This is a genomic window from Fusibacter ferrireducens (assembly GCF_015352425.1).
GTDB lineage: Bacteria > Bacillota > Clostridia > Peptostreptococcales > Acidaminobacteraceae > Fusibacter_A > Fusibacter_A ferrireducens.
Genome location: NZ_JADKNH010000003.1, coordinates 1 through 18,898, shown reverse-complemented (window position 1 = coordinate 18,898; position 18,898 = coordinate 1). Strand labels below are relative to the sequence as shown.

Annotated in this window: 18 protein-coding genes; all 18 read right to left on the bottom strand. The window is 38.2% G+C overall.

Annotated elements, in window-relative coordinates; genetic code table 11:
- Nucleotides 1-6: 6 nt before the first annotated feature.
- On the bottom strand, nucleotides 7-738 hold the full coding sequence (locus ISU02_RS05220; RefSeq protein ID WP_207736194.1) for a class I SAM-dependent methyltransferase: 732 nt from the start codon (nucleotides 736-738) through the stop codon (nucleotides 7-9).
- Nucleotides 735-1,511, bottom strand: coding sequence for an ABC transporter ATP-binding protein (locus tag ISU02_RS05215; RefSeq protein WP_323985014.1), 777 nt, complete (start codon nucleotides 1,509-1,511; stop codon nucleotides 735-737). The genes ISU02_RS05220 and ISU02_RS05215 overlap by 4 nt, the downstream gene beginning before the upstream one ends.
- Complete coding sequence (locus ISU02_RS05210) at nucleotides 1,508-2,566, bottom strand: FecCD family ABC transporter permease (protein WP_323985013.1); 1,059 nt, start codon at nucleotides 2,564-2,566, stop codon at nucleotides 1,508-1,510. Before ISU02_RS05210 ends, ISU02_RS05215 begins: the two co-directional genes overlap by 4 nt.
- 352 nt (nucleotides 2,567-2,918) lie before the next feature.
- On the bottom strand, nucleotides 2,919-3,956 hold the full coding sequence (locus ISU02_RS05205; protein ID WP_194701087.1) for an ABC transporter permease subunit: 1,038 nt from the start codon (nucleotides 3,954-3,956) through the stop codon (nucleotides 2,919-2,921).
- A gap of 5 nt (nucleotides 3,957-3,961) precedes the next feature.
- A complete protein-coding gene (locus ISU02_RS05200) occupies nucleotides 3,962-5,062 on the bottom strand; it encodes an ABC transporter permease (RefSeq protein WP_194700747.1) in 1,101 nt (366 codons plus the stop codon).
- A complete protein-coding gene (locus ISU02_RS05195; RefSeq protein ID WP_194700746.1) occupies nucleotides 5,025-6,584 on the bottom strand; it encodes a sugar ABC transporter ATP-binding protein in 1,560 nt (519 codons plus the stop codon). The genes ISU02_RS05200 and ISU02_RS05195 overlap by 38 nt, the downstream gene beginning before the upstream one ends.
- A 124-nt stretch (nucleotides 6,585-6,708) precedes the next feature.
- Nucleotides 6,709-7,716: an ABC transporter substrate-binding protein gene (locus tag ISU02_RS05190; protein WP_194700745.1), complete on the bottom strand. Its 1,008-nt coding sequence runs from the start codon at nucleotides 7,714-7,716 to the stop codon at nucleotides 6,709-6,711.
- Nucleotides 7,717-7,879: 163 nt separating this feature from the next.
- Nucleotides 7,880-9,298, bottom strand: coding sequence for a sensor histidine kinase (locus ISU02_RS05185; RefSeq protein WP_194700744.1), 1,419 nt, complete (start codon nucleotides 9,296-9,298; stop codon nucleotides 7,880-7,882).
- Complete coding sequence (locus ISU02_RS05180; RefSeq protein ID WP_194700743.1) at nucleotides 9,273-10,925, bottom strand: response regulator; 1,653 nt, start codon at nucleotides 10,923-10,925, stop codon at nucleotides 9,273-9,275. Before ISU02_RS05180 ends, ISU02_RS05185 begins: the two co-directional genes overlap by 26 nt.
- Before the next feature lie 264 nt (nucleotides 10,926-11,189).
- Nucleotides 11,190-12,365, bottom strand: coding sequence for a hypothetical protein (locus ISU02_RS05175; protein WP_194700742.1), 1,176 nt, complete (start codon nucleotides 12,363-12,365; stop codon nucleotides 11,190-11,192).
- On the bottom strand, nucleotides 12,355-12,888 hold the full coding sequence (locus tag ISU02_RS05170; RefSeq protein WP_194700741.1) for an RNA polymerase sigma factor: 534 nt from the start codon (nucleotides 12,886-12,888) through the stop codon (nucleotides 12,355-12,357). Before ISU02_RS05170 ends, ISU02_RS05175 begins: the two co-directional genes overlap by 11 nt.
- A 234-nt stretch (nucleotides 12,889-13,122) precedes the next feature.
- Complete coding sequence (locus tag ISU02_RS05165; RefSeq protein WP_194700740.1) at nucleotides 13,123-13,713, bottom strand: YIP1 family protein; 591 nt, start codon at nucleotides 13,711-13,713, stop codon at nucleotides 13,123-13,125.
- 9 nt (nucleotides 13,714-13,722) lie between these two features.
- Nucleotides 13,723-13,992: a hypothetical protein gene (locus ISU02_RS05160; RefSeq protein ID WP_194700739.1), complete on the bottom strand. Its 270-nt coding sequence runs from the start codon at nucleotides 13,990-13,992 to the stop codon at nucleotides 13,723-13,725.
- Nucleotides 13,973-14,527, bottom strand: coding sequence for an RNA polymerase sigma factor (locus ISU02_RS05155; RefSeq protein ID WP_194700738.1), 555 nt, complete (start codon nucleotides 14,525-14,527; stop codon nucleotides 13,973-13,975). The genes ISU02_RS05160 and ISU02_RS05155 overlap by 20 nt, the downstream gene beginning before the upstream one ends.
- 8 nt (nucleotides 14,528-14,535) lie before the next feature.
- Nucleotides 14,536-15,027: a hypothetical protein gene (locus ISU02_RS05150; protein WP_194700737.1), complete on the bottom strand. Its 492-nt coding sequence runs from the start codon at nucleotides 15,025-15,027 to the stop codon at nucleotides 14,536-14,538.
- 218 nt (nucleotides 15,028-15,245) lie between these two features.
- Entirely contained in the window at nucleotides 15,246-16,013 is a 768-nt protein-coding gene (locus ISU02_RS05145; protein ID WP_407646416.1) for an SDR family NAD(P)-dependent oxidoreductase, read from the bottom strand.
- Nucleotides 16,014-16,172: 159 nt separating this feature from the next.
- On the bottom strand, nucleotides 16,173-17,684 hold the full coding sequence (locus ISU02_RS05140; RefSeq protein WP_194700735.1) for a hypothetical protein: 1,512 nt from the start codon (nucleotides 17,682-17,684) through the stop codon (nucleotides 16,173-16,175).
- On the bottom strand, nucleotides 17,684-18,217 hold the full coding sequence (locus ISU02_RS05135) for a sigma-70 family RNA polymerase sigma factor (protein ID WP_194700734.1): 534 nt from the start codon (nucleotides 18,215-18,217) through the stop codon (nucleotides 17,684-17,686). The genes ISU02_RS05140 and ISU02_RS05135 overlap by 1 nt, the downstream gene beginning before the upstream one ends.
- Between the last annotated feature and the right edge of the window lie 681 nt (nucleotides 18,218-18,898).

Genomic DNA, 18,898 nt, shown 5'->3' with positions numbered 1-18,898 from the left:
TCCTATTTAATCTATATCATCCGGTATATCCCCTGTTTTTAAAACGACCATCCCCACTTCTCTTGCCATGGGTAAATAATATGGGAATACTTCGGAAGTAGATCTGATCAACTTATCCGCGATCTCTGCTTCACCAATCGCTTCGGGATGTCCGTCGCGACAATATAATCTAAAGAAATCCACGGCATTCTCTATGGACTTAAAAGGTTGTCCCATTTCTACAGAAAATGATTCATAGCTAAAGGGCAATCCGTAGTGTTCTAGCTGTTGTCTCGCATTTTTGTAAGTGTGACTTCCAACCACCTGCTTTGTCAAAGAGAACCGATGAAAAGCACTGTTTTTTTTGAGCATAATCACAGTGCCGTCACACTGTTTTTTCGCTATTTTAAGAGTTTCATGCACCGTACCGAAAAAGCTAAATACCATGACATCATAAGGCTTTCGAGGTGGCTTCTTTAAAATATCACCCTCAATAATCTCGATATTATCATAGCCTAAATCAGCTATATTCTGCCTGAGTATTGCCAGTGGTGAAGGTGCAATATCTATGGCAGTAACATGCTCACACCGCGTTGAAAGCGCCAAGCTAAAGTATCCCAGCCCGCACCCTGCATCACATACATGTGCATTTTTCGGCAGATGATGTTGTAGCTTTTCTGCAAGTCTATCGTGTGCCGCATGAAATTCATAAGCATCCTTCATATAATCAATCATCTTTGGTTTCCACAAAAACATCATACACGCCGCCTTCCCCACAATGGTAGAATCAATTGTTCGCCCTTTACCTCTAAAATTTCCACATGCGTTTGGTAGAGTGTTTCTAGCAAACGCTTTGTGACGACTTCATTTGGAGCCCCCTTAGCTGTAATTTCACCTGCATACATTGCCATAACTTCATCAGAGAACATCATAGCCTGTTGTGGATTGTGGCTAGACTGAATGACGGTGTAGCCTCTTTCAGCCAACATCTTAATTTTTTCCATCACCCTCAACTGATTTCCAAAGTCGAGATTAGACGTGGGCTCATCCATTAAGAGAATCTTCGCTTGCTGTGCCAACGCTCTGGCAATTAAAACCATCTGTTGTTCGCCACCACTGAGCATGTTAAAATACCTCTGAGCATAATCCCGCATACTCATCTGCTCTAAGGCATCATATGCCTTCTCATAATCTTGAACACTCGGTGTGGAAAACTTGGAGACCCTGTGTGCAGTTCCCATGACCACCATTTCCACAACTGAATAGTTAAAAGTGGATACATGTGATTGTGGAATATAAGCCATTGTTTCAGCCATCTTCCGCGTTGTAAGGGTTTTGATATCAGCACCGTTAATTTGAATGGTGCCCTTGTAAGTTTTGTTTAGTCCCAACAGACATCGAAATAGAGTACTCTTTCCAACGCCATTTGGTCCAAGTACAGATATGAGCTTACCCGCTTCAACAGAGAAACTTAAGTTCTTTAACACCGCATGATTGCCATAAGAAAAGGATAATTGATTTACTTCGATCACGATAAGCGACTCTCCTTTCTAAAAATAAGGTAAATAAAAAAAGGGGCACCTATAAAAGCAGTCAAAATACCTATTGGAATTTCTGTTTCAAGTAGATTTCGAGAAATATTATCCACACCAAGCATAAAAATTGCCCCTGTAACCATGCAAGTCGGCATCAAATATTTATAGTCATTTCCAATCACTTTACGACACAAATGTGGGATCACCAATCCGACCCAGCCAATCATGCCGCTAACAGAAACACTGGCTGCGGTAATAATAGTCGATGCCAGAATTACAACTAACCGCATCTGATTTGCATTAACGCCCATGCTTTCACAAGCTTCATCACCCATAGCTAAAAGATTGAGCCGCCATCTCACGCCCATCAGGGGTATCATCCCCAGAAGCATTGGAATTGCAACAAAAGTAATTTCATGTCGCTTTGCACCTGAAAAACTGCCCATAAGCCAATAAGTAATCGATGGCAATTCGTTCATTGGATCTGCCACCAGTTTTATAAACGACGTTCCCGCTGTGAACAATGAACTTACCATAATCCCTGCGAGAATTAAATTGATCACTGGATTTCCTGGTGAGTATCTGCCAATTAAATAGACCAGTCCAACTGTAATAATGCTAAATAAAAAAGCGTACGCCGAAATCATTGCACTGGATAATCCAAGCAAAATGGCAAGCGCTGCTCCAAAAGCAGCTCCTGATGTGGCCCCCAAAAAATCTGGCGATGCCATTGGATTTTGAAATACACCTTGATATGAAACGCCTGCAACCGCAAGACACGAACCAACCATACAGGATAGAATAATTCTCGGGAGCCTGATATTAAAAACAACTGCCTCCATTTGATCTGTCCAAGTCTTATCCATATGGATCACACGACTGAATAAAATTTTAAATAGATCTAAGACGCCTATATGATATCTCCCAAAACAAAACGAACACGTCAACACAATACTCAAGATAATAGTCAACACAAAGAGTTTTATCAGTGGTCGATTCATTTTCATAGATTTTTTTTGCTTCATATTTTCCACAAACTCATAACTCAACATGGTTGCACCCCAATTTGTATTTTTTCCCTATTGTCTTGTTTCATTTTGTATATTTTATTTTAATTCTGTTTAGTTTGTTTTTATTCTAAATTCTATTGTTATCATTATATGATTTCTCAGATTAACATTCAAGGGAGATAAAGCTCTAATTATACTCCATAATTTTGTAAAGTAGTCCAAAATTCATAATGTCGTTTGATCATCTGAATTAAGCTTTAAAAATGAAAAAGAAGCCTTAAAAATCGAGCCTGCCAGAACGATCTTAATAAAGCTTCTTTTTCTATATATACAAAAGGGGGTTGTTGACATTGTTTTTAGCGGTATTAGTGCACAGATGCAATCACCTATTGAATTATTCTGCTTGACGCTTACGTGAAGTTATAACGCTCTGTAAAACAATGAAGAAACAGAGCAATGCTGAAAGCACAATTCTTACCCACCAGCTGGAGAGTGTACCCTGTGTTGTAATCAAACTGCCTATGGTCCCTTTAATCAGAACACCAAAAAGTGTGCCAATCGGATTGCCCACGCCGCCTGAAAGTAGCGTTCCCCCAATAACTGAAGAAGAAATCGCATCCATTTCAAGACCTCGTGCTTGCTCTACAAATCCAGCACCCGTGTTAAGACAAAATAGAAAACCACCGATACCTGCAAGGAGTCCACTGAGCACATATGCCATCATTTTAGAACGTTTCACATTGAGTCCCATCATCAGCGCACTCTGTTGATTGCCACCCACCGCATAGAGACTGCGTCCAAATTTGGTCTTTTTAAGCATAAAAACAATCAAAGCAACAATTATAAGTGCAATAATAACTGTGGGGTAGATATAGGAAGGTTGATAAATCCCTGCCTTATTGACTGTGCCAAATGGCAAATATATTTTAAATTCCGCCCAAGAACGAAAAGTCTCATTTCTTATGGTAAGCATTTCTTTACTGATTATGGCCGTCATACCGCGCCCAAAGAACATCCCAGCCAAAGTAACAATAAAGGGTTGGATATTTAAATACGATACCAAATAGCCTTGAACGATTCCAAATGAAAGACCAATGGCAAGCGAAATAAGGATTGCAGTATAGGCGCTGGTGCCCATCACTTCCATAGAGTAGGCTGAAGCCATGCACACTAGTGCTGTCACAGAACCTACAGAAATATCGATACCACCTGTGATCATGACCAAAGTTAATCCAGAAGCAATGACGATAAGACCTGCATTAGAAATCAATAAATTTAAAAACATTTGTGGCTTGGCAAATCCTTGATCATGGAAGATGATCATCCCGGCAATGTACATCACAATAAAAAGCGTCACTGTAACGAGAATTAGAAAAGTAGTATCGTTGATCATTTTCCGCTTTTCAGCAATTGTCTTAACCCATTTATTCATTTGATTCATGCTGAAGCACCTCCCTCTTCCATTACTTTTACAGACTTGCGCCTCATTTGAATACGTCTGAGTCGTTTCTGAACAATTGGACTTTGGAGAACGACGATGATTACCACCACCACTGCCTTATAGACTGGCAGTTGGTCTGCGGATACATTCATTGCATAAAGTGTTGTGGTCAAGCCTTGAATTGTAAAGGCACCGATTATGGAACCTGCAAAACTAAATTTACCGCCACTGAGTAAATTACCGCCAAGCGCAACTGCTAGAATAGCGTCCATTTCTAAATAAAGCCCTATGTTATTTGAATCCGCAGAGTAAATCCGACTGGCAGATATAAACCCCGCAAGTCCAGCAAGAAGTCCACAGATGACATAGGTTATAAATTTGATTCGAGTTGCATTTAGCCCAACCAATCGAGAGGCATTGCTATTAATGCCAACACTTTGAACATAGAGTCCCAGTGTTGTTGTTTTCAAGATTATGGCCATGACTATAACTGTCACGACTGATATAATAATCGGTGTTGGCACCGGAATTCCCGGCATAAAATTGCCAAATATTTTAAAACTATCTACCCTTACATATACATTTTGGCCTTTGGTAAAGAGTTGTGCAATTCCACGTCCTGCTGTGAAAAGAATTAATGTTGCCACCATCGGTTGAATTTTAAATTTTGCAACCAGTATACCGTTAAATGCCCCACAGAGGCCAGATACGGCAATACCTGCAATTGCCGCTACTAGAATCGGCATCTGTAAGACATTCGTCGATGCTGCCCCGCCTGAAAGTAGCGAACAACAAACTGCTGCAGATACTGCCATTACTGCACCCACACTGATGTCTTGACCACCAGAAGCTGCTGTGACCAACGTCATGCCTATGGCCAAAATCACAAGTTCCGAGCCACGATTGAAAACATCAATGAGATTGCCGTACAAAACACCGTGATTCATAGAAATCATAAAAAAATCTGGTTTCGTTATCAGATTGGAAAGCAATACCACCATCAGCCCCGCAATAGGCATAAATAAGTGATGATGAATGATTCTTGTGATGAGTTTATCCTTACTGTTTGATAAGCTCTGCGGTTGATCCTTTTTCATCTGTTTTTACACCTCCTGCGATTGTATTCATAATATGTTCTTGCGTCAATGCATTGCCATTGAGTTCCCCTACTTTCTCATGATCACGCATGACAATCATTCTTGAACAAGTTCTGAGCATTTCATCAATTTCTGAGGATATGAAGGCAATCCCCATGCCCTCTTTTGCCAGTTTTAAAATCAACTTTTGAATCTCAGTTTTAGTCCCTATATCAATGCCTCGTGTGGGTTCATCCAAAATTAAATATTCAGGATTGGTCAAAAGCCAACGCCCTATAATGACCTTTTGTTGATTTCCACCTGATAAGTTTTTGATGGGGGTTTCTCGACTGGCTGTTTTAATTTGAAGCAATTCGATATATTGATCTGCAAATTCCTCCATTTCTTTTCGCCCCATGGGCTTAAAAAGACCGCGCTTTGCTTGTAATGCAATGATGATATTTTCTCTGACGGACAAATCGTCGATGATACCATCCCTTTTGCGATCCTCTGGCAAGTAGGCAAGTCCTTTGTTGATGGCATCTTTTGGCGTTCTAAATCTAATTTCTTGATTATGCATTTTAAGTTTGCCACAATCCGGTTTATCTGCACCATAAAGACTTCGAACCAACTCACTTCTACCCGATCCCAAAAGGCCTGTAAATCCCACGACTTCACCGCTATACACACTTAAATCAAAAGGTTTTATGTGATTTTTCCTCCCAAGGCCTTCGGCTTCAATTAACGGCTCCATCTGTTGGTAATTGACTCTACGATCTGCATCATTTTTTATTTTTTTCAAATCGTCAAAGTCCTTGCCCATCATTTTGGCAACAAGCTGAATTCTTGGCAGTGCATCCACAGCGTATTCGCCCACCAGCTCACCATTTCTAAGAACTGTAATCTTATCACATATTGCATAAACCTGTTCCAAAAAATGAGTGACAAAGACGATACCAACGCCTTGATTCTTAAGTTGTGTCATCAACTCAAACAATTTTTCAACTTCACTGTCATCCAGAGAAGATGTGGGTTCATCCAATATTAAAACTTGACATTTCATATCCACTGCTCTTGCAATTGCTACCATCTGTTGAATCGCTATGGAACACTCATCCAACGGCTTTGAATAATCAACTGGAATATCCAATGCTTTTAAAATAACCTGTGATCGCTCGTGAATGGCTTTCCAATCAATAAACCCATGTTTTCTGGGTTCTCTACCGATAAACAGATTTTCCGCAACCGTCAAATTCGGGCATAAACTAATTTCTTGATAAACTGCGCTAATGCCCATTGCTTTCGCTCTTTGAGGCGAATCCATCACCACGGGTTTGGCATGGTCTCCTATAAAAATTTCACCACCATCCAGTTCATATACACCGGTTAACACTTTGATCAAAGTTGATTTACCAGCACCATTTTCACCCATAAGTGCGTGTATCTCTCCTTGACGCAGTGTAAAATCAACATGATCTAAAGCGACAACACCTGGAAACATTTTTTCGATGCCTCTCATTTTTAATATAACCTTTTCCGACACTTACTTCACCACCTTAAAATCGTTTGAAAAATCGAGATAAAAATAGCGTGGTACAGACCCAGAGACATATCTGGGTTCTCCGCACCACGCAAAATTGCTTGTACAGTTTACTTATTGGATTCCATTAATATGAGCGTGCATCTAAGATTTCTTTTGTCATCTCTCTGGCATCAAATGCTTTTTCTTCAACATATGCAAGTTTTTCAGGTATTTGACCTGCTTCGATTTGTTCAATCAATTTTGCAACGCGTGGTCCATGTAATGGATTACATTCGACGTTGTAGTTGATTTTTTGATCAAGTGTCATGGTCAATCCTGCATTTGTCGCATCAAATGAAACCACGACGATATCACCACCCACACCAGCTTTCATACCAGCTGCTTCAATTGCATCAATTGCACCAAATGCCATATTGTCATTTTCACAATAAACGACATCAATGTCTGTGGTTTGTTTTAGAATACTTTCCATAACTTCTTGACCTTTTGCTTGGGTAAATTCCCCAGTTTGTTGAGCTACAATCTCCCAATTTGAATGTGCTTTCTCGCCAGCTTCTAGGCCCTCAGTTCTTCCTATTTGAGCAGACGATCCAATCGTTCCTTGTAAGTGAACGATTTTGACTTCATCTTTGCCAGCAAGTTCTTTATCCATCCATGCAACGGCAACATCGCCCTCTTTTCTGAAATCTGAACCTACCCAGCAGTAGAATAAATCATCTTTTGCAACATCGATCATACGGTCAACGATAATCACTGGAATGCCAGCATCTTTAGCTTCTTGTAATACTGTATCCCATCCGGTTTCACCAATAGGTGCCACCACAATATAGTCTACCTCTTGTTGTATAAAATTACGAATTGCTGTAATTTGATTGTCTTGCTTACCTTGAGCATCATCAAATATGAGTTTGTATCCATTTGCCTCAGTGAAGGTATCCTTCATGGATTGCGAATTCGCAGTACGCCAGTCTGACTCTGCGCCCACTTGCGAAAATCCTACTACAATCAATTTGTTTTCACTGCCTCCCCCGGCAGCTGTGTTGTTGTTAGAATCCTTTGGGGCAGTTTGTCCACAAGCCGCTAAGCTCAGTGTAAGCACTGCCAAAAGTAAGAACGTTAAAAACTTCTTCATTTTTTTCCTCCCATTATTCTGAACTCACTCCGTATTACCTATTTCAAGTTTAGCTTTCATTTATCACTTTATCCATAGAATATTTTACGTAAATTTTACTTTTATTTTACATATTTTTATTTTTTTTTGAGAAAAGTGTGTTTTTTTACGATTTTCATATATCCTACTTTGGAATGCGAATTGTAACGGTCATGCCTTCACCATAGACACTTTCAAAATCAAGTCCGTAAGGCGGACCAAAATAGAGATTAAGTCTTTTACAAACATTTTCTAGCCCTAACCCCATATGCTGATGTTGATTCAATCCTTTTTTAAGTGCTTGAAGCCTCTCGGGATGCATACCTGCACCATTATCTTGAATCTGAATCATCAAATCATTTTCCAATTCACTTGCAGAAATTTTTATTTTCCCCTTTTGCCGCTTGTTTTTTATGCCATGATAAATGGCGTTTTCCACAATCGGTTGAAGTGTCAACTTGGGAATAGAGGTCGTTTTAAGGTGTTTTGGAATATCAATCTCATACTCCAATATATCAAAATATCTAATTTGCTGAATCTCAAGATAGCTGGTCACTTGGTGAATTTCTACTTCAAGGGTGATGAAATCTTGTCCTTTACTCAGTGAATTTCTAAAAAAAGACGACAAACTCGTTACCATCCGAATTACCTTATCATTTTGCTTTGCCTCTGCAAGCCAAATCACAGAATCAAAGGTATTGTATAGAAAGTGAGGATTAATTTGTGACTGTAACAATTCGAGTTCGGCTTTATGAAGCGCATTTTGATCTGCCTTGACACAAGCCAAAAGTTCGTCAATGCGATTGGCCATTTCATTGAATTGATGGTCCAATGTTTGAATTTCTGAACTGTAACTCTGGATGGGTTTTACATCAAAATTACCGCTTCCAAGTACAGATGCCTTTTCACAAAGTTCAAGAATTGGTTTTGTAAGCCTTGAAGACAAGCGCCATGAATACAACAGAATGGATATCAGGAAGGGCGCTGAAATAATAATTGTAATCCAAATCATAATGGAGACACGATTTATAATTTGCTTTTGTATGGCGGCAAGTTCTTTCATTTCGCTATAAGTATAATCGTTCATATAAGATTGAATTAAAGTGGTAATGGAATGCACATTGCCATTGAGCATTTCAATTCGAGCATCGTACCCTGATGTATTGCCAATATCGATAATCGCTTGACGTAATTTTTCTATGAGATTCAACATGACTTCCACACGCCATTGATTTTCCCCATGAGTCGTGGAAACCTCTAATCGTTCAATAATTTGCTTTGCACGATCAATTTCCTCCATAGGTAATTCTTCTATGGGTTTAGCACGAATGATAAATTGATAGGTATCTTGATCAATGTTATTTTTAAATTCATAATTGAGTTCGGTAACCGTATTGGCGTTTTGCAAAGATGCAGCGTATTTTTGATTAAAGCTCATCATGAGATAAAATAATATAATGATGACCACCACAAAGGGCACAATTACTGTAAATAGTAATTTTTGAATTTGCTGTGTCAAAGTGACACTTTTGTTGAGATTACTTTTCCTCTTTTTTAGAATCAATTTTTTCCCTCTTTCCATTTCGGTAGTTTCTTGGTGAACAGCCGTTGATTTTTTTGAAAAGAAAACTAAAATAGTGTGAATCGTTGTATCCTACTTTTGAAGCAATCTCACTGCCCGTTTCATTTGTACATCTCAGCAATTCTCGCGCCTTCTCCATGCGAAGTTCAGTTAAAGACTCCACAAAAGTTTTCCCAGTCTGCTGACTAAAAACTGAACTAAAATAAGTTGGGCTCACATTGACAATTTGTGCCACAGTATTTAGGCCCATTGTGCTGTCCTGAAAATTTTCTTTCATATATTTTAAAGCCTTTTCCAACATCTCAGAATGTCGGTTTTTCACAAGTTTATCACGCAACATAATGGCTTTAGAAAGTAATTGTATGATATAGGCTTTCACAGCCGCTTTGGATGCAATTGCCTCTTCAAGCTTAATTTCTCCCCCTAAAAAGTCACCAGGTCTCTCATAGCCAATTCTTTCAAGAAAAGCATTTACTGTAAATTGAATGCTCAAAACCATGTACTGACAAAATGAAGTGGAACTCATCCCCGCTCTTCCGATATCCTCAAAGTAGCTTTCTACAAAGTCCCTGACATCTTCTTGGATCCCATTGTTTAAAAATTTTAAAATAATGCGTTGATCTACTTTTCCAGGATCAAGGTCATTTAGATTAAAGTCTATAATATGAGAGGTCTCCAGTGGTTCTTCATTGGAAACAGATTCAATCCAATAGATTTGATTCGCTACCATGTGTTTTTTTCTGAAAAAAGTACGCCTAGCCTCTCGATAACAATCTGCTATGCCACTGAGCCTTGAGACAGGTTGCCCCACCAAAATAACCCATCGTATTTTATTGCCCAGAGTTTGAAATTGTCTTTTCAATGCTTCTGTGCACTTATGAGATTCCATATCAATTTCTGTACGATCCGCTTTAATAAGTATAATAAAAACTTCTAATCCGATGCTGAAAAGAAGTCTGTGAGGGTCAGTGGTGCACTCTTTATTTATGCGCTCTTGAATTTCCGCAATATCAAAAGTATTTTGCACTCTTTCGATGTTTTCTTCTAAGAAAAACAAGACGACATTATATTGCTCAGCAACTAAATCAATGCCTAAATTACCGGCACGTTCTAGAATTTGAGAAGTCGATGTCTTACCTGATGTAATCGCTTCGAATAGCCCTCTTCGAGAAGATGATAAATACTCTTGGACTTCATCACTAAACTGGCTATTATATCGATTCGTCGCTTCTTCCTCATCCTTTTGTTTCTTGACTTGCCTGAGTACATCGATGAACTGATCCTTGGGCAGCGGTTTTAGCAAGTATCGATTAACCCCTATTTTAATGGCTTCTCGCGCATATTCAAAGTCATCATAGCCACTCAGTATAATAATACTCGTATCAGGCAACTCCCTTCTAATCATTTGACTCAACTCGAGACCATCGATAAAGGGCATTTTAATATCTGTAATGACAATATCAGGTCTCTTTTTCTGAATCACAGGCCAAGCCAATTCTCCGTCAGCGGCTTCGCCCACCAGCTCGAATCCATGTCTTTCCCAATCCACCAGTTGCTTAATACCTTCTCTTATAACAAACTCATCTTCAACTAAAAAAACACTATACATTGTTTTGCAACTCCTTTAGTCGTCCACTTTAAAGTATCCCTATCCATACATACCTACTAAAATTATAGTATACTCTACCATGAATTACAATGATTAGGATATCTATTTAGTATTATATTGTTCAGCAAAACTTTGTTGAATTAAACAAAGGGACAGCCCCTTCTGGTCTGTCCCCTTACTTAAATATAATTTGAAATTAAACAACATTTGTGTCATCTCCGATGTCCCAAAACGATTTTCGCTGACGTTGCTTGAGGGTGGACATTACTCAGTCCGTTCATAACCAAAGACAGTGATCACACCCTTTTCATCTCTATAAAAGAGTGAGGCATTTTTTTCATAAACACGCACAACTTTTGAATAACCCACTTCTCCTAATTCAAACAACGTCTCTTCTGCAATAGTAGCAATCCCTGGACCCATTACAGTTTCATAATGATATTGAATTTCTCCTGCTGTATTCAATTCTACTTTTTCCTCAGAAATCAATGTCCAATCCTTAATAATCTCACCCATACTGATATCAGATGTACCCTCTAAGAGTCCATTCGTCGATCCATCCTGCTCAGTAAAATCTTGACGATTAGTCTCTGAATTCATTTTGTCTTGGTCTTCGTCATATGATTCTGGAAAATTCAATTCTTCAAAAGACTTCAAGTATTCATCTGCCTTGACTTTATCAGATTTCCCCTCATCTAATGGCAATTGGAACAATAAATTCATACCTTCGTAACTGCCATTCACGGAAATTATGCCCGTTCTTTCGTCATATAGATACGCCGCACGATCATAAAAAGCGGTATTGCTGACACATAAGTAGAGTTCACGATCTGCAAATAATTCTATATTATCACATTCGATAATTCGATACATAATGCCATCCGTAACGATTTCAGAATAGCCTCCATTCATAGTCACGATATTGTACTGCCAAGGATTAAGCCCTTGTATAAGCGGTGATACAAAGAAGGGTACTTTTCCATAATTATCATCAGAAGTCTTTGGCATTGGTGCGCCATCCGTTCTAGAGATGCCCACAACCGCATAAGTACGTTCAGAAACCACTTCTCCATTTGCACAAAAATCTGTTAGATTGCGCCCAGATATTGCGCCTAATAGCGTCACTGTATAGTCGCCATAAGACTGAGATTCATTCATAAAAATGGCATCATCGCTCTCAAAGGCAGATGCCAACATTTCATTACCTAGACCAACTGCAATTTCTTTTGGGGTCAAATACTGCCATGCTGCAAATGATACGATTGAAAAACACAATAAAATACAACAAGCCACTAGAATTACAGACATTTTATTTTTTTTAACATTTCTCATTTTATTTGCCCTCACTTTTTGAATTATTTTTGTATTGAGTTCAGATTCTGGTTCATAATTGCTTGAAAGGGCACTTTTTAGTAATCGATCCAAATTTTTATCTTCCATATCCGTTAACCTCCAAATATTGCTTTACCTCATGCCTACCTTTATAAAGTCTGCTCTTTACAGTTCCCTCAGGCAGTTTTAAAATTCGGCTAATTTCTTTCAACGGTATTTCAGCAGCATAACAAAGATACATTGGCACTCTATATTCTTCCTTTAAATGATTAACTGCTCTAATCACCATTTTTAAATTTTCTTTTTCCATTAAATGATCTTCCGGTGTTAAAACTAAGTCGGATAGACTAGGCTCAAAATCCACATCATCTCTATAATGCTCCATGTTTACAATTCTTTTGCGCCAAGCAAACTTACGTCGTCGATTACGCCACAGTTTTGCTGCAATGGATAAAAGATAACTTTTGGGATTATTTTCTTGATCTATTTTGTCACAGAGTTCTAATGCCTTTAAAAAGGTGTCCTGATAGAGTTCATCTGCTTCTTCCTTGTCCTTTGTCAAGTGTCTACAGAAATTATATATATCTTTTCCATGATCATTAATGAGCTGCGTTATGTCCTTAATTTCCAAATCGATTTCCTCCACATGTGGTTTTGCCCTTCATCTATATATGGTAACAACATCGCGTATGGTTCATCTATTTATGTAATTTGTTAAAGTTTTTTCTAAAGCTTTTTATAGCATAACATAAAAAAATGCCTCCATTTCCAGTATAGGTGAACCGCCCCCAAAAAGTTAGACCAAAAATCTAACTTTTTGGGGGCGGTTCAAGGAAAACAAGGCATTTATATTGCACTTATATTTTCACAGCATTGGTACTTGTATGCCTACGTTAAAGCCTACCATCATTAAGATGACAAACAACACCGTTGACGCCATTGTGATCAATGAAATCTCAAACAGAGTTGTATTAATCACAAATCTCATGAACACAAAGTAGTATATTGCCTTCCAAACAAGTAACATGATGAATAATGAGCTCAATATAAAGGCTAAAATATTGCTTTCTCTACCAAGCTCAGGCGCTATAGAGAGTAGATTGTATAAGATAACACATATTAAATTCGGCATATAGCTTAGCCCCCATATTGAGATAACTTGCCTGAATTCAAGGTCTTTGTTAAAAGCTTTTGACCACAACCAAAACGAGATGCACACAATAAGCCAAGTCCCAATGGTCACAAAAAAAGCAATAAACATGCGGTCTAAATGTAAGTGGATTTCATACTGACCTTTATTCATATAAAAACGGACTACAGGAGCAATAATCGATCCCAGAAGCGCTGTGATTAAAATTATGGCAATTGAAGCACTAAGCCTGCCCTCAATATGATCCTTTCTGAAAACTTCAAGTGGTGCAATAATTGATTTATATAAAACCTTTAATAGATACATTTAATCCCCCTATCTGATAAATCCAATTAACCAGTTTGCAAAGCTCCCCCCCATGACAGACCAGAGCATTCCAGAAATCGCGACAGAAATGCAGGCTGCAATCCTTAACGGCTTCTCATATACAAACCGTTCAAAAGGCATCAAATATGGGTCATGCTCTGATTCAGAGGCAAATACTCTTACGAGGATCTTCTCTTCTATACCTTCTGGTATCCTCACTTCAGATTCTATTGTTTTTATTAGGCCTTCCAATGCCCTCTCACTCATTATTTTCATCATTTCTTTTCATCTCCAAACTCAAATAGCCTTTTGCAAAAGTGATTTTAGCCCTTTGAAGCACACCGTCTATGGCCTTTGAAGTCTTTCCCAATACCTTTGATATTTCTTTTACACTCATACCATCTATATATTTCATAATAAGTGCATATCTGTACAAAGGATTCATGCTTTCTAAAACTTCCAATACATATAGCCGCGTTTCATTATCGATCACCATCTTTTCAAGATCAAAGTGATCTGCATATTCTTCTAGCTTATCGCGATCTGATAACTCAAGCTTTTCACGATATATCGTCTTTCTATAGCTTTCACGAAGTTTGTTTTTTGCAATTGAGCAAAGCCAAGTAGCATAAGTACTTTTCCCATTGAATCTATCAATGGCTGACCATGCCGCCGCAAATGTTTCTTGTACGATTTCCTCTGTCAGCTCTCTATTACCTGCTGTCCTAGCAAATATATAACCATAAATATACTCAAAGTTTTGAGTGTATATTTCAGTAAAGTAGGTTTTCTTATTATCCTTTTTTGACCACATACAAGTATTTATTCTAAAGAAAATGCCTTTTCAATGAGCTTGCTGTTGCCATCATATAACTCGAACAGGTATTGCCCTTTAGTAACACTTTTTCCTTCGAGTTTATATGAGATGACACCCTCTGGTCCCGTAGACAATATACCATTAGACTTTAGAATTTCCTCCCCATCCTTTATCCATTTTCCTGTGTATTTCGACCCTTTAGGGCACTCAACAAAGTGAATGATCACATAAAGATCCTTCCCTTCTGGAATATCAACATGATAATCTTCCTCAAATTTATTAAAAGCATTTGACACCACACTGTAAATCCCCTTGCCTTGTGCTTTAGTGGCATCAACATAGTTTTCTATACTATCGATCTCCCTATCTGCCAATACCATGCCGGCAATAGGGCCATCCCCTTTATTTATCAGCAGAAATCCCAAACCTAGTGCCGCTATAATTGTAATCACCAAGAATATAATTGTTGCTTTCTTACTCATTTTACCCCTATCCATATAAATCTCCTATCATTTTTCATTAACTATTCAAAACATAGACCCGTTAAGTCACTTCATACGATTAGTTGCATGAAACAAAAAAATCCCCTGATCCTATGTAAAAAAATATAAATTGTACCTCAAACACAAAATGCCTCATCTTCCACCAAAGGAAAACAAGGCATTTATACATCATTTTATTTATATATAATCTATTCATCTAATCCAAATTCATCCTATACGATGGAGCCACCACCATCTACGATAATAAGCTGTCCTTGAACATAGCTGGAAGCATCGCAAGAGAGATAGATCACGGTGCCGCTGAGTTCACCTCTTCTACCTGGCCGCTCTGCTGGGTTCAATGTATTGTATTTTGCTAAGAATTCTTCTGATTTAAACAACGTTTCACTAGTCATTTCGCTTTCAAAGAGCCCAGGGCCAATAGCATTCACTGTGATGCCGTATTTTGCATAGGAAGCTGCCATTCCTTTGGTCAAACCCACCACTGCGGCTTTAGATGAATTGTATGAATGTCTGATAAAGACATCAAATTTATCCGCCACCACTGCATTTACAGATGCCACGTTGACGATTTTACCATAGCCTCGTTCTTGCATTTGAGGGACAACATACTTGCTCACCAAAAAAATGCCTTTTACATTTGTATCAAACGACTTGTCCCAATCCTCAACAGACATACTGTCCACACCACCACGTACAGCCACACCGGCATTATTGAGTAAAATGTCTATATGACCAAAAGTGTCTAATACCGTCTGGATGGCTTCTTTGACGCTTGTCTCGTCAGTGACATCACACTGCACTGCAATGGCTCTTCGACCAATTGCCTCAATTTTCGCCTTCACTTCATTTAATTTCTCTGCACGTCTTGCCAATAGCGCCACATCTGCTCCATACTGCGCATAAGCAAATGCTGTATCTGCTCCGATTCCAGAACTGGCGCCTGTTACTACAGCCACTTTTCCAGCTAAATTAAACATGTTTTCCATTGTAAAACCACCTTTCAACAAAATCGCTTTAGACTTTACTTTTTTACTTATTTTCCAACTATTAGTTTACGCCTTTGAAAAGCGGATTACAATGCACAAATAGAGCTATGTGTCCAAAATTAGTAGTTTATTTTTTTTATGGTCTATTTTTTATGGTTCCATTTTTTTATTTTCAATTCTTATTTCATAAGGTCCCTTGAGCACATTCGAACTCCTGATCTCCACGGACAGTTTTGCGACATCCTCCTGCTCATCCAAGACGCAATAATAGTGACCTTCAGTTTGTTCTGGCATCCAGTAGGGGGCAATGCCCATTGAACTTGTACGCACATACTTGAAACCTCTTTTGACTTGAATATCTGGATGTACTTGGAATATGCTTTGTTTGGAACCCGCCTTGTAAGCAGCCGTAAAATCAAAGCGCAAGGCATCTTCGCCAATGGCTTTAAGAGTTACATCATTTTCTTTAGATACTAAGGTGAGTCCTTTAAATTCAAGATCTATTTCACCCATATTGTAGTGCTGATCGACTTTAATATATTCACCCCATTTAGGGCTTTTTACTTTAATTTCTCCCATGACTTTTGTATCAAAAATCATTTGAGGCACGATCACCTTCAATCCCGTTATGTGCTCAGGAATATTAAAATAGAAAGTATCGATATCGGCATTATTAGCTTCACGCTTCTTTTCATCAGGATAATACCGATTGCCATCACCATCCATGATTTGAATACTTGAATTATAGATTTTTTGCTCATCGTCAAATAGGTAGAATCTAAGATTTTGATATTCACTAGGTAAAACAGAGCTCATATTAAGCGTCGCCACATCGCCATCTCTTTCTAAATCTGCAAAGATGAGCAAATCTCCTATAAAGAGACTATTTCCCAGCTTATCAGGTGCGTCATCTGCTTTAATCTCCTCCAATTCAAGTTCAATGGATGCATCAAAATCATCAATCCCCAATGTCACTTTTGAATCTTCTAATACTTTCTCTAAATAAAAGGTCCCTTCAATTTTTTTCACGTCTGTTCCATTAGATGATGCCACTGTATAATCCGTTAAATATATTTTTTGATCCTCCGACCACAGATAAACCCCTAATTTTGATTTGCCTGATATGACGGTTTTCTTGCCACTACTGTCCATCGTCACCTTTGGCGCACTGTGATCAATATTAGTCAATGCTGAAAAAACCAAAGTTTTATTTTGAACATAGGCATATTTAATTTCAATAAATTGAGCGTTAGAGGTTACGCGATAGGCATGTGACGTTGCTCTACTAATGCCCATATTCTCTTCGCTTTTAACAATGCCAACACCTGGTATAAACTGAAAAATACTTCGATACAGTGCATTTACCGGGGTAGCGTTAACGAATCCCGATAAGAAAAGCAGTATAAAACAAGCTGCCACAAGAGATTTTCTCTTGGATTTAATCCACTTAGGGGACTGTCTTTGATATCTCAGTTGGTTCTCACGGTTTTCGTAGCTTTCTTGCTTCTCGTGACTCTGGTATTTCTGATCCTTTGTACGCGTCTCAATTTTATGAAGCGTTCTTTCTAGAATTTTTTCTTGAACATCAGCATCTATTGGATTTTTCTCAATTTTAGCGCTAAGGTGCTCTGAGTAGACATCAAAATATTTTTTATCCGCCATCACATTTCCTCCTTTGCAAAAATTGCTTTCAGTTTTAGACGGCCTCTGGCAATGCGTTTATAAGCATTGTCCTTTGAAATTTCATATTTGTCTGCAATACATTCCATGTCTTCACCTAATATAAATCGATCATAGAAGATTGCGTTATCTGGTGGCGGTAACTGTTGAAGCAATTCGATGATCTCTTCAATACTTAAAACTTCAAATGTCTCTTGAAAATCTAGGGTGGCCGAGACTGCCTCAATAGAAACTGTTTTTCTATGTTTCTTAACTTTTCTATAATAATCAATTGCCGCACTTCTTGTTATGAGAATAATCCATGATTTTAATGAAGATTTAGTGGCATCAAATTTTTCAATTCTTTGCCAAATTAAAAAGAGGACATCACTCACACACTCTTCCATTTCTTCTGTTGTCAGGTGCACAGTATTGTCGATGATGTATTTGAGCAATCCACCGTATTGATTAAGTATATCTGCAAGTGCTTGCTGATCACGCCTCAGCAGACGCTTATATATGCTTTCGTCATTCATCTCTTACCTCTCACTTTGTGTTGTGTCTATGATCGTTCGAGTGTCAAAATCAAGTTTCGCACCCCCCCCTCTCCCATATGCTGTATTGCGTACTTGCCGTAAACAACATCATATGGGGGAGGGTTGCTCAACTATTGAATTTTGACGCTCTAACCATGTATCCGTATAAATATATCATTTTTGGACAAATATTTTTGATTCAATTAGAAATTTGTGAATTATTCTCAAGCAATGCCCTTTATAGGCTAAATCCCAAATGTTATTTTCAAAAAAAATCACGGTTGACTACCGTCTTTTAATCTAGTATTATCTTAGTATATAACGGCCATGAAGGCTAAGATATTTATGCTCTCATCAAGGTAATTTTATCAAGATCGTCTCATTAAGGTAAATTTAATATAATAACTCGTAAATTAGCCACGAAGGCTATACGCATCACTTTAATGGTGCATTGTATAGCCTTCGCGGCTTTTTATTTGCCAAATTATTATAATTCGAAGCGCTATCATCGTAAAATAATGGATTGGAGGAAGTAGCGTGAAAAATAAAGTAGCTCAAAGTAAAAAAGGGCATACTTAATAAAGGTCTTTTAGGCCCTACAAAAATGAAGCTTTAGTCTAAGCCACGGAAATATCAGTTTCTTTTATTAGACCAAGGGAAATCAAAAGTTTTACAGCTTGC